The organism is Limnobaculum parvum (assembly GCF_003096015.2).
Classification (GTDB): Bacteria; Pseudomonadota; Gammaproteobacteria; order Enterobacterales; family Enterobacteriaceae; genus Limnobaculum; species Limnobaculum parvum.
The window spans coordinates 634,727-646,658 of sequence record NZ_CP029185.2; the positions used below are offsets into that span (position 1 = coordinate 634,727).

Sequence of the window (11,932 nt, forward strand, 5' to 3'; positions counted from 1 at the left end):
CAAAAAACGATGATAATCGATAATTCCGAATCGTTCGGAATTTTATCACTTAAAGTAATAAGCAGGTCATTTATGCAGAAGAAAACATTAGCAGAGCGTATTTTTCACGCGCTCTGCTTTGAGGTGATTGCCATTATGATTACGGCACCACTTTTTTCGTGGTTGATGGATCGTTCCATCTTTCAGATGGGAACGTTGGCCATTGTGCTTTCGACGACCGCAATGATCTGGAACGTCATTTATAACGCACTGTTCGATCGTTTGTGGCCTTCAAATCGGATGACTCGCAACGCAAAAGTGCGTATTTTTCATGCTCTGGGTTTTGAAGGTGGATTTATTATCATCGGCTTGGGACTGGTGGTGGCAATATTAGGGGTGAGTGTTAAAACGGCATTCCTGATGGAGATTGGTTTCTTTCTCTTCTTTCTACCTTATACCTACATCTACAATCTGGTTTATGACATCTTGAGAGAGAAGGTGATTAAACACCGGGCCAGAAAGATGGAAATACGATTGGCTGGAAATTATAAGAAGTAAAATTAATCGGGGAAATCGAGAGCAGTTTCCCCTATGACGATTCCGTTTCCGTTAGCGCTCTACGGATGGCTCTTTTCCTCCGCCGCTTTGCCAACGGTGCTATAATCGACAATAGAATTAACCCTGTCCAAATTTAATAAAGGCACCATCAAATCATGGAACAAACCAGCCTTGGTTTTCCTCCGTTAACCGTAACGGTTTTTATTGTGCTTGCCATTTCCGCCTTGGCTATCGACCTGATCGCACATCGTAAGGATAAGCCCATCAGTCTGAAAAACGCCTCAATTTGGTGCCTATTTTGGCTGTCTATAGGCTTGGGATTCGGTGGTTTTCTTTATGTTCAACACGGTGTAGAAATTGCCAGCCTGTACCTGACGGGGTATGCGCTAGAAGAAGTGCTGTCCGTTGATAATCTGTTTGTCATCATGGCTATTTTTGCCTGGTTTAAGATCCCGCATGGTTATCGCCATCGCGTGCTCTATTGGGGCATTATTGGTGCCATTGTTTTTCGTGGCATTTTTGTGGTGATTGGTACCGGGTTATTAGCATTAGGGCCTTGGGTAGAGATGTTATTTGCCGTCATCGTGTTCTTCACGGCCGTCATGATGTTGCGCGCTAATCATGACGGTGAAGAGATTGAAGATTATTCTCGTCATCCAGCAAACCGCTTAGTGCGGCGTTTTTTCCCAGTTTATCCAAAGTTGGTGGGTAATCACTTCTTGTTGAGTGCCAAGGAAGTAAAGGTCGATTTATCCCGTCCTGAAAATAAAGATTTTGTTTTTCACGTGAAGAAAAATGTACGTTACGCCACGCCACTATTTTTGTGTGTGGCAGTGGTGGAACTTTCTGATGTGATGTTCGCTTTTGACAGCGTTCCTGCGGTGATTGCGGTTAGCCGTGAACCGCTGATTGTTTACTCTGCCATGATGTTTGCCGTATTGGGTTTGAGAACGATCTACTTTGTGCTGGAGGCGTTACGTAACCATCTGGTTCATCTGGAAAAGGCGGTTATCTTCTTACTGTTCTTTGTCAGCTTTAAGCTGGGACTCAATGCCAGTGAGCATATATGGCATCACGGATATGAGATCGGTGCGACAGCTAGTCTTGGCGTGGTGTTGACGGCATTAGCGGTGGGCATCCTGAGCAGTTTTATTTTTCCTGCGAAAGACGATAAATAGCAATATGCCGGTAACCCCTGACAGGCGGTTATCGGCATATTGTCTATCAGCAGATATGGTTACTGATTGATGATAACTTTATGATAGTTATCGTTATCCAGATTACCCACCTCTAACGTAATTTCTGTTTCCACCCCATTTGGTGATGAAAAGGTATTTCTTGCCAGCAGCAGAATGGTTTTTGCCACTTCTTGTTTGATGGCGGCACTGCGTCCGGTAAACATTCTGAAATCAATGTGCATCACCGCTTTTTCTTTATCTGCCAGACCAATTACCGATCTCTCTATCGGCATAAGGTAGGTCTTAAAGTTAGAGGTATCCGATGAAATTAGCGGCGCTACTGCGTTATGTATCTGAATAACAAAAGGCTCTAACTGCGGCTGTGATGGCAGGTTGGGGGTATAAGTGATATGAATTTGAGGCATTGGGTAAGGTTCCATCATTAGGTTTTGTTTATATATACCGGATAACGTGGTATTTGGCACGAATAAATCCAATGAAAACATAGCGTAGGGTGCTGATATGAGCATCCCGAGAAATATTCGATAAGGTTGGCTACTTCTGTAATTTCGCCAACAGCGTTTTTCGGGTAATACCGAGCTGTTTGGCGGCTTCGGTTTTATTGCCGCCGGTTTTTTCCAGCGCGGTTAAAATGGCTTCTTTTTCTACCTGCTCTAGCGGCTGAATGGGTTTATCTAAATCGAGGTTGTGAGCGTGTTCTTCCGCGAACTGGTTAATGCTTAGCGGCAGCTCTTTTTCGCTGATAAAGTCACCGGTCAGCAAAATAACGGCTCGTTCGATAGTATTTTCCAACTCGCGAACATTACCTGGCCAGTTGTATTTCAAGAGCATATCCATAGCCTGTGGGGTAAAACCTTTAACCGATTTACGGTTGCGTTGGGCAAATTTTGTTAGAAAGTGCATGGTCAGCGGGGGAATATCTTCTCGTCGTTCTCTTAATGCCGGAGTATCGACGGTGACCACATTGAGGCGATAGTAGAGATCTTGGCGAAATTTACCGGTTTCTACATCGGCCTTAAGGTCGCGGTTGGTGGCGGCAATCAGCCGTACATCTACCGATAGGGTTTGGTTGCTGCCAACCCGCTGAATTTCCCGTTCCTGAATCGCCCGTAGCAGCTTAGCCTGCATCAACAGAGAGACCTCGCCAATTTCATCCAGAAACAGCGTACCTTTATCAGCCTCCATAAAACGGCCTTCCCGACGCTTATCCGCACCGGTAAACGCGCCTTTTTCATGACCAAATAGCTCTGATTCCAGCAGAGATTCACTTAAAGCCGCACAGTTGACGATGACCATTGGCCGGTCTTTACGCAAGCTATAGGCGTGAACTGAACGAGCAATGAGTTCTTTACCGGTTCCTGATTCTCCGCATATCAGCACCGTGGCTTCTGAGGGGGCGATCATCATCACCATTTCCATCAAGCGTCGCATTTGCGGGCTGCGGCCGATTAGATCCGGGTTCTCTACTGTTAGCTGTTGGCGTAGCTGCTGGTTTTCGGTTTTGAGATTGGTATGTTCCAGCGCCCGTTCGACGGTCAACTGCAACATATCAAAATCCAGTGGCTTAGTGAGATAGTCGTATGCGCCAGCTTTGATGGCTTCCACGGCGGACTCTACGTTTGAATAGGCGGTCATAATCAGAATTGGGATCGCCGGATTGTAGGCTTTGATGGCTTTCAATGCTTCGATGCCGTCCATTTCAGACATACGAACATCAGTTAAAATCAGGTCAAATGGCGTTTGTCTGACCTGCTCCCGTGCTTCAATACCGTTATGAGCCAGCGTAACCTGATAGCCCCAGCCTTTCATCAATGCCTGAATAATAGTGCAGTGGCTCAGGTCGTCATCAACGACCAGAATATGCGCTTTATGGGTGGTCATGGTCAGAAGCCTCCTGTATTGATGGGCTATGTTTGATTGGAATAGTCAGCTCAAAGCGAGTACCCGTTGAGCGTTGGCTGGTAACGCCTATTTTCCCTTGATGCTCTTCCACTACTTTTTGAACCACGGTCAGGCCAAGGCCAGTGCCAGATGCTTTGGTGGTAAAGTACGGATTAAAAATCTTGGTCAGATCGTCAGCGGGAATGCCTTTACCTGAATCCTTAACCACGATCTGTAGCTCTGAAGTTGCATTGATGCTCAGGCGAACTTCCACAGTACCCGTGCTGCCAATGGCCTGAATCGCATTCAGATAAAGATTTAACAGGGCCTGAGTAAAGCGATCCGGGTCAATATCAACCAGCGGTAACTTGGGCTCAGCTTTAAACAGAATGTTGATATGTCTTGCTTCCGCATCCTGACGTATCAGATGAAGTGAGTGCTCAATCACATCACAAATATTCACCGGTTGAATTCTTAAGTCAGATGGGCGAACCAGCTCCAGCAGTTCAGTAATGACGCGATTTAAACGGTCGACCTCTTTTGCCATGACCTTTGCTAGTTCTTGTTCTTCACTCCCTTGCTCTGAACGACCTTCAAAGTATTTGGCAAACCCTTTGATAGAAGAGAGCGGGTTTCTGATCTCATGGGCAACGCCCGCTGCCAGATTACCGATGGCTGCCATCTTCTCTTTACGTCGAACCTCTTCCTGTAGCTGACGGACTTCGCGCATATCTTTGAAGATAAAGACATTACCTAAAAAGTTTCCGCTGCTATTAATGATGTTGGCTACGCTGATGCTGAGAGGAATGGTCTGGCCTGAGGTTAGGGTATAGTCAATTTCACGCTCTATCACCGGTTGATGGTTATGATCACTGCCAGCCAGTTGATTCCAGCTATCGGGAAGCGCCTGTTTGATATTACGGCCAAACAGCCCTACCGCGTCGAGCCCCAGAATTTTTTCTGCGGTGTGGTTTATCACGCTAATTTGTCGATGCTCATTGGTGGTAATTAATCCAATTGGTAAATTAGTGATAATTTCTGATGAGAACGCTTTAGAGTCCTGCAACTGGCGGCTGGAGTGCTGATAACGTTTGGCCCAAAACAGTGACAAGATGCTGGCTAAGGCCAATAGGCCAAGAATAGAGAGAAAAATTAACGTATTGCGAATATCTTTTGCCTGTGAGGCTTCTAATGTGGAAGTATCAAAGGCAGTAAAGATCACATTGTGATCCCGATCTTCATCTTCGATATCGTTAGACCAGTAAGCATCAAGCCTTTGTCTTCCCAGATGCATGCGGCGGCCTGCCATACGCTTCAACGGTTTGAAAAAACGATAAACTTCAAACGCACTTTGGTGTTTGTCTTGCTCGTCAGCAAAGGGAGTAATGCGCCACTGTTCCGTTTGGGAAACGTGTAGATTTTGCATTTCCTGTGGGGTGTAAAGCTGTGAACCGACTTTATCCGGGTCGCTGTGAGCCAGAACCCTGCCTGAGGTATCCGTAATGGCGATATACAGAATACCTGGCTGATAGGCCATCTCTTCTAGCAGGGTTTGCCGCTGGTCGTGACGCCAGCGCATTCCCATTCCGGTACGGGTACCAGACTCAAAAGCGCGTATTAAGACGGTGCTTTTTTCCAGCAGCGTTTGAGTTTCAATATCGCGACCCCGGTTCAGATCTTTGATGGTCACAGTAATAATGACGGCGATCAGAATAACGACGGAACCGATAAAAAACCACGAGGGTAAGATGGCGGGTAAACCCGGTCTCCACTTAAGCGCTTTCATTACAGGTATCCTTATCGTTGTCGTGAGGAAGATCATAACCAGACGCGGCTAACGTATCATGCGGGTAGTAATTACTCACACTATAAGCCGAACGAGTAATAATTACCCGATCTTCCCGATCATATCCCATCATTTAAACCTCAAATTGCGCGTGACTACCATTGATTACTTAACCGATAAAAGTGCAGCCGTTGGGGATAATGCCTGTGCTAATCAGCCCTGACCGCTATCTTAAATTGTGCTTATAACTATTCAATTTTCGTGCCAGATAAGAAGTGGCACGGTAGTTGCAATATTCAGATTAAACCACAGAGTGACATTTCACTTATTTATTGATACACCAACAGAAGGAAATTAATTATGACTCTGAATAAAACAGCTATTGCTGCGGTGTTTTCTCTTGCAGCCCTGACTGGGTTTGGTGGTGTCGCTATGGCACAAAACGAAACCGTACCTCAGTCGGGTATGAATAGTCAGCCGGTGATGGAACATAGCGGTATGAAGCAGGGGAAGGGGCATCACCGCAGTTTTATGGCGAATTTGACGCCTGAACAGCAAGCAACCAGCCAGAAAATATTCAATGAGTTTCAGACTAAAAGTGCTGACTTGCGTCAGAAAATGATGTCTAAAAACTACGAGTATAAAGCGCTGTTAACCAGCAAGCCGCTGGATGAGCAGAAGGTTCAGGCGGTAAGTAAAGAAATCGATGAGTTGCGTAATGTCCTTCACCAGAACCGCGTTGTCATGGATATTGAAATGGCTAAAGCCGGACTACCAATGACAGGTCGCCACATGGGAATGGGTGACGATATGGGTGGCAAAGGTATGCATGGTGGTAGAGGTTGTCGCTAATTATTGTTGTTTGATGGGCATGGTTTAGGACTGAAAATGCCGCGATGAATTTTACCCTAGCCGTTGGACACCCAACAAGATAAGGGAGCCGTGCATTATTCTGGATTCTTGTTCACAATTAGAGAGATGACAGCAGAGCGAATTATTCGCTCTGCTGTTAATGGGGGATTTCTTGGTCAGTATTTAACGGTTATTGATACTAAACTGATGAACAGTTTCACCGTTAATATCTAAAAAGGCATCGCGCAATATGTGTTGAGAATTTAATTGTTCAAATTTACGGTAATAAAGCGCTTCAAGTTCTGCCTGAGTGAGGTCTTGTTTAAACCCACTTTCTAAATTGGTTTGCCAGAACACCTCTCCCGAATTGTTCCGGTAGTGACCCCTTAGCATTCCTTTCCACTGTGTGCCTAAACGGGAAGAGAGTAAACTTCCTGTGTTATGGGATAAGGGACTAAAATCAGAACGTTTTCCTTTGGCGAAAAATATTAAATTATTGCACTGAGGACACTGATAGATTTCCCGACAATATTCAGATAAGCAGTGGGCATTTTTCTCCCATGCCTGAGCGGGTTCCAGTGTATCTAACAGATCCCAATAATCCTGATCGGCAATATAGTGAGCCATGTTGCTCATGTAGTCAGCGCTATCAGAAATGGTATAGCCACAAAGACAATCAAATTTTGCCATAGTCGTTGTCTAATCACCCATTCAACTGCGACAACCGATTAAGATGGTCAAACGACGCGGTGATCGTTTCATCATTATTGCGAATCGCGGTAAGTTGGGCACCGTCTTCTGTGATTTGATAACCCTTTTGCTTTAAATAGCTGATTAAAGTACGACGATGGTTAATATCGTAAAGGGCGATCATTCGGGGAAAAGTACTTATTACATCAAGATGACTGTTGTGATAATCCAGATCGATATCTTTAGATTTGATCGTGACACACATGATACCGCGCCCGTAATCCGCCAGATAATAACCGCTGTTATTGAACATACCTGAAGCAATCATGCCGATGACATGCAAATCGCGATCGTCTGCGGTAAATTCTGGGTTAGTGAATATATCAATACCGTTATCTTCACCGTACTGCTTCAGGATTATTGATTGCTGCAATAAATTTTGTGGAATATCTGACTTAGCGTTAGCCCATGCCCACATCCATGTTCCAGAAGAGTGGGACAACGTTCCCAGCACTTGCATAGGGAATGTCGCCTTACCGGCGAACTTAATGGTACCTTTTTCTAGGTCCGTTTCCCAAGATAGGTCTTCCACGATATTGTTAAGCGTATTCTGCTTTTCTAACGCAATGGTGCCGTATCTTTCCAGCAATTCCTGCTGGTTTTTACAGGCTGTTTCATCTTCAAATTGGCATATTTGATATGCGGTTGACTTTTCTCTGTTGCCGAAAAGCTTTCTGAGGAAATTCATTCTGACGTCCGTATAAAATGGTTATGTAAATATTCTAATAATAATCCATTTAGCTGACATCATTTATTCACGCGAGTGGCTTGCACAGGTATTTTTTACTCGTTTCAGGGTATCGATCGCGGTGTTAGACCGGAGGAAAAATACTTTTACTTAATGGATTGATTTTATTTGTTTTTACCACTCTTTCAGGTCACTCACCTTACGACAGTGAGAGCCGCCATTTTTTAGTGACATCTTACTGAATTGGCCCCAACACTAAGTTCTTTTTCACCTTCACTAGTTGCGACCAGAACATCAATTGAATTTTACGCCATAGACATCATCCGTTTTAACTGGCTGAGGGTGTTAACTTCACTGGCTTTTGGGTCGTCATCAAGGGCAAAAATACTTGCTGCCTGATAGCGTTGTTTTAGGCTCTCGATGACGTCTCTATCGGTAATATAGTTTGGCAAAAATATTTTTATGAAATCTTATTTCTATTGTGATGTTTCTAATGTAAATCGTGGGTGACAGGGGGGTTGTGCCTCTCTTGATTAAATTATTTGATTTTTATAGTAATTATATGTGAGGGCGTTATTTTATTTTATTTTTTATGATTGATTGTCTTTTGAAATGGTTAACGTGTGGTTTTTGCAAAATAAATGATTAAAATTTCAACTATATCAAGTCATTATGATCGCTATTATTTAGTTATCCGAAATAACAAGGCTATTTTGGGCGAAATTTGGTTCTGTTGCGTTGTTATATCACGTAAGTACAGTACGTTATTTAAATTGAAACGACTAAAATAGGTTTAAAGTTTTGTTGCGTGATAATAACGGGTATTGATTTGGAGCAGGGATGTTGTAATAAGCCCCATCTATAACACAATACGTTATTCACTTTATTTCAGGCCGATGGAACCAGCCATTATGAGTGATAATTCCTTACCCAGACTGAGTCGTTTTTTCATCATATTCGTCTGCATATTGCAGGGTTTTTTAACCTACATTTCCCACCATAGCAGTAGTGGTTCGCTGCTATTGCAACCGAGCACCTTCTTATATTGGCAAGCGCTACTGCTGGTGTTACCTCTGGTGTTTGCTTTTACTATAGTGAGACTGAAAGATCGGTTTTTATGGCAGAACCTGGCAATTTGTTTACTGGTTATTTTATTGACTACCACTTGGGTCTATTGGAATGTAGAAGGGGTAGATAACGTTAGCCAATATGATGGCGTTGTGGTGCCTTATCTCTGTTCATTGTGTGTACTGGTGTTTATTGCTTTACCTTGGTTACAGACGCGTATTAAGAATAAACAGTGGAACGTCAGCTATGCCACTATTTATGATCATCTATGCATTAATGCCATTACTGTTATTCTCACGCTATTGCTGATTATTCTCTTTTGGGGCATTTTGTGGTTATGCGTTGAGTTGTTTAAACAACTGAATATTCACTTTTTTCATCATCTGTTTTTCAGAAATAATCTGTTTATTTATACCATTAATGGTTTTCTTATCGGGGTGGGGATTAGAACCTGCCGTCTTCAGACCCATCTGATGAAAGCCTTACGCAATCTTTTAACGATCATGGTTAAAGGATTGCTCCCTGTGCTTTCCTTTGTGGCGTTAATTTTTATCACTACATTGCCGTTTGTTGGTCTTAATGCATTATCCAGTGCCTGGTCACCTTCGGCGCTGTTAATGACGATGGTTGTTCTGCTGATTACTGCAACAAATATCGTTTATAAAAGCGGATTAAAAGTACAGCCATACCCAACCCCAGTCAGGTTTATGGTCAATGCTTCTCTATTGGTTTTACCTTTGTATGCGGGTTTGGCGCTGTATGCCATCTCCATCCGTGTGAATGAGTATGGCTGGACACCTGTACGAGTATGGGGCTATTTGGTGATAATCATGTCGGTTCTTTTCTCGTGCAGTTATGCCATTGCGGTGACTCGTAGTCGGCGGACTTGGCTGCATCCATTGGGCATGATTAATCGGGTTTTGCTCCCGGGCTGTGTGGCTCTGCTGATTTTGGCTAATACTCCATTGATTGATCCTTACCGCATTAGTGTCAATGACCAAATGAACCGCTATTTGGCGAGTAAAGTTGACGCAGATAATCTGGATTTGTCCCTGTTACGTTTTAAGACCGGAAAACGTGGTCAAGAGGCGTTGATGTTTCTCTATCAGGACGCTTCATTTATCAGTAATACGCAACGTAAGCAGAGATTGGAAAAAATAATGGCAGAACATAATCGCTGGGAAGTCAATAGGGCGGTTGACGATCTGAAAGATATACACCCCAAATTAACGTTAGACTATGTTCAGAAAAAGTTGGTGTTAGCGAAAAATACATTAAAACCAGAAGCGGCTTGGTGGGCTATTTTACAGAGTAATCCACAGGTTGATATTGATTTATGCTTGCGTGATAGCGATGTGTGTATCATCAATTCGTTGGATTTAAATCAGGATGGTATATATGAATACTTACTATGCCATATTGAGCGAGGCTCAGATATCAGTTGTCATGTTTTTGCTAAACAAGGTGAAGAATGGAAAAATATCGGTCATGCCTACTTCCCTCCAAAAACGGTAAATGTAGCCTATTTTGAGCGGGCGCTGAGGGAGGGAAATGTGAAGACAAGGCATAAACCATGGCTCGATGCAGAAGTCGGCCATGAACCCGTTAAAATCTACTATCCCGAGGCAGAGTGAAGGTAATTACATTTATTGATTATTCGTTTTTGACAGGATTAATTATATGAAAATCGTGGTTTGGTAGGAATATCTTGAGAATTTACTAAATTATTACAATTTTATGAGATTATCTGATCTGTTTGAGCGTCTATTGCTGTTGAAAACCGACGCTATGATGAAATTTTTTATTAGAAATAGAGATGAAGCTATTATTTGATCTGTATAAAAAATTTATTATCACCTTCTTTCTAACTTCAAATTTTTTTGGCGTTATTCCTGATATTTACAAAATTATACGCAAATCTTGAGTTAGATAGTGCACAATACGCGCTTAGTTTGTTACTTATTCGGAATCCACAACAGAAAATGGATGTTTTTAGTGGGGTACAGGTACAATGTCAGTGGGATTTAATATAATAAAGAAAGTGTCTAATAAGCGATTTTATCAAGCTGTTGGATGCTGCCTGTTATTGGTTGCAAGCAGTTCTTATGCTTCTAAGGGTAGTAGTTCAAGCAGTAAAACGAATAAAGCTTCCACGGCGAAAGTTTCTGTTAAGTCATCAAATAGCAAAGCATCTACTGCTAAAACATCAAAGACCAAAACTTCGGGTACTAAAACGGCGTCTACCGTTAAGTCGCTAGGTATCAAGAGTGCAAAAGCAGCAGGTAAAAACGTTTCTGTGGCTAAACTGGCAAAAGTTAAATTCTCTGGTACTAAAATGGCTAAAACTAAAACAGCCAAAGTATCAGGAGACCTTTCAGCCAAAGTAGTTGATGTTAACTCGTACCGTTTAGCGACTGGCCCTAGTAGTAGCGCTATGTTCCGCTACCCGACGGCTGAGCCTTTTAAAGTAACATCTCAGTTTGACCCTTATCGTTTAAATCCAGTTACACGTAAGTACACTCCACACGACGGAATTGATTTCTCAATGCCCATTGGCTCGGCCGTAGTATCTACGGGTGAGGGTGAAGTGATCACTGCTAAATACAGTTCTACTGCTGGCAATTACATTGTGATTCGCCATAAGAACAGCTACGAAACGTACTACATGCATTTGAGTAAGCTGATGGTAGCGCCTGGACAAAAAGTGAGTCGTGGTCAGCAAATTGCATTGTCCGGCAATACCGGTCGTAGTACCGGCGCTCACTTGCACTATGAATTGTGGGTGAACGATCGTCCTGTCGATCCACTTTCCAATGATTTGGTTCTGGTGAATAACTTCAATTTACCGGGCGGTGGTTATGATAATACGCGTCTTGCGGATAACCGCGGTAGTGTAGGAAGAAATCCATTTGGTAATTCGAGGACTCGCGATATCCAGTCTGCCAGCTATCAAGGGCAGGAAGGTGGTTTTGCTCAACCTCGAGGCAATATTGAATACCGTGCACTGGGTGAAGGGCGTATTCGGTATACCAAAAGAATACAGAAGTCAGTGGATTAAAACCGCTTGATTTATTTTGATAGAAAACCAGCGTAATGCTGGTTTTTTGCTATTTGAGCATAGCTATCCTGATGAACAATGAGTGATATTCATCTCAGGCTTATTCCCTCGTT

General features: G+C 43.2%; 12 protein-coding genes. 5 read left to right on the top strand and 7 right to left on the bottom strand.

Annotated features, from left to right (window positions below; translation table 11 throughout):
* Nucleotides 1–57: 57 nt before the first annotated feature.
* Together HYN51_RS02255 and HYN51_RS02260 are read left to right on the top strand one after the other, a co-directional pair.
* Nucleotides 58–537, top strand: coding sequence for a multidrug/biocide efflux PACE transporter (locus HYN51_RS02255; protein ID WP_407936341.1), 480 nt, complete (start codon nt 58–60; stop codon nt 535–537).
* A 155-nt stretch (nt 538–692) separates the two neighbouring features.
* Nucleotides 693–1,715 (top strand): TerC/Alx family metal homeostasis membrane protein, encoded by a 1,023-nt coding sequence (locus HYN51_RS02260; protein WP_108901355.1) that lies wholly within the window; start codon nt 693–695, stop codon nt 1,713–1,715.
* A 59-nt stretch (nt 1,716–1,774) separates the two neighbouring features.
* Here HYN51_RS02260 and HYN51_RS02265 read toward each other — a convergent pair whose 3' ends face one another.
* From HYN51_RS02265 to HYN51_RS16235, 4 genes are all read right to left on the bottom strand, one after another.
* Nucleotides 1,775–2,200, bottom strand: a complete 426-nt coding sequence (locus tag HYN51_RS02265) for a 5-carboxymethyl-2-hydroxymuconate Delta-isomerase (protein WP_157952955.1) — start codon at nt 2,198–2,200, stop codon at nt 1,775–1,777.
* 70 nt (nt 2,201–2,270) lie between these two features.
* Nucleotides 2,271–3,617 (bottom strand): sigma 54-interacting transcriptional regulator, encoded by a 1,347-nt coding sequence (locus tag HYN51_RS02270; protein ID WP_108901357.1) that lies wholly within the window; start codon nt 3,615–3,617, stop codon nt 2,271–2,273.
* Nucleotides 3,604–5,403: an ATP-binding protein gene (locus tag HYN51_RS02275; RefSeq protein ID WP_108901358.1), complete on the bottom strand. Its 1,800-nt coding sequence runs from the start codon at nt 5,401–5,403 to the stop codon at nt 3,604–3,606. Before HYN51_RS02275 ends, HYN51_RS02270 begins: the two co-directional genes overlap by 14 nt.
* Nucleotides 5,390–5,536: a hypothetical protein gene (locus HYN51_RS16235; protein WP_157952956.1), complete on the bottom strand. Its 147-nt coding sequence runs from the start codon at nt 5,534–5,536 to the stop codon at nt 5,390–5,392. The genes HYN51_RS02275 and HYN51_RS16235 overlap by 14 nt, the downstream gene beginning before the upstream one ends.
* A 227-nt stretch (nt 5,537–5,763) precedes the next feature.
* Between HYN51_RS16235 and HYN51_RS02280 the strand changes: the two genes are divergently transcribed.
* On the top strand, nt 5,764–6,255 hold the full coding sequence (locus tag HYN51_RS02280; RefSeq protein WP_108901359.1) for a periplasmic heavy metal sensor: 492 nt from the start codon (nt 5,764–5,766) through the stop codon (nt 6,253–6,255).
* Nucleotides 6,256–6,438: 183 nt separating this feature from the next.
* Here the strand turns inward: HYN51_RS02280 and HYN51_RS02285 are convergent, their stop codons facing one another.
* From HYN51_RS02285 to HYN51_RS16240, 3 genes are all read right to left on the bottom strand, one after another.
* Entirely contained in the window at nt 6,439–6,945 is a 507-nt protein-coding gene (locus HYN51_RS02285; RefSeq protein WP_108901360.1) for a hypothetical protein, read from the bottom strand.
* A gap of 13 nt (nt 6,946–6,958) precedes the next feature.
* On the bottom strand, nt 6,959–7,693 hold the full coding sequence (locus HYN51_RS02290) for a DUF6882 domain-containing protein (RefSeq protein WP_108901361.1): 735 nt from the start codon (nt 7,691–7,693) through the stop codon (nt 6,959–6,961).
* A 305-nt stretch (nt 7,694–7,998) separates the two neighbouring features.
* A complete protein-coding gene (locus tag HYN51_RS16240; protein WP_157952957.1) occupies nt 7,999–8,145 on the bottom strand; it encodes a hypothetical protein in 147 nt (48 codons plus the stop codon).
* A gap of 459 nt (nt 8,146–8,604) precedes the next feature.
* Between HYN51_RS16240 and HYN51_RS02295 the strand changes: the two genes are divergently transcribed.
* On the top strand, nt 8,605–10,395 hold the full coding sequence (locus tag HYN51_RS02295; protein WP_157952958.1) for a DUF4153 domain-containing protein: 1,791 nt from the start codon (nt 8,605–8,607) through the stop codon (nt 10,393–10,395).
* 452 nt (nt 10,396–10,847) lie between these two features.
* Nucleotides 10,848–11,819, top strand: coding sequence for a peptidoglycan DD-metalloendopeptidase family protein (locus HYN51_RS16770; protein WP_407936329.1), 972 nt, complete (start codon nt 10,848–10,850; stop codon nt 11,817–11,819).
* Nucleotides 11,820–11,932 lie beyond the last annotated feature (113 nt).

Excerpts from the sequence above, each read along its gene's own strand:
- HYN51_RS02290 (WP_108901361.1), bottom strand. The coding sequence starts at position 7,693 with ATGAATTTCCTCAGAAAGCTTTTCGGCAACAGAGAAAAGTCAACCGCA.
- HYN51_RS02280 (WP_108901359.1), top strand. The coding sequence starts at position 5,764 with ATGACTCTGAATAAAACAGCTATTGCTGCGGTGTTTTCTCTTGCAGCC.
- HYN51_RS02275 (WP_108901358.1), bottom strand. The coding sequence starts at position 5,403 with ATGAAAGCGCTTAAGTGGAGACCGGGTTTACCCGCCATCTTACCCTCG.
- HYN51_RS02295 (WP_157952958.1), top strand. The coding sequence starts at position 8,605 with ATGAGTGATAATTCCTTACCCAGACTGAGTCGTTTTTTCATCATATTC.
- HYN51_RS02270 (WP_108901357.1), bottom strand. The coding sequence starts at position 3,617 with ATGACCACCCATAAAGCGCATATTCTGGTCGTTGATGACGACCTGAGC.
- HYN51_RS02260 (WP_108901355.1), top strand. The coding sequence starts at position 693 with ATGGAACAAACCAGCCTTGGTTTTCCTCCGTTAACCGTAACGGTTTTT.
- HYN51_RS16235 (WP_157952956.1), bottom strand. The coding sequence starts at position 5,536 with ATGATGGGATATGATCGGGAAGATCGGGTAATTATTACTCGTTCGGCT.
- HYN51_RS02285 (WP_108901360.1), bottom strand. The coding sequence starts at position 6,945 with ATGGCAAAATTTGATTGTCTTTGTGGCTATACCATTTCTGATAGCGCT.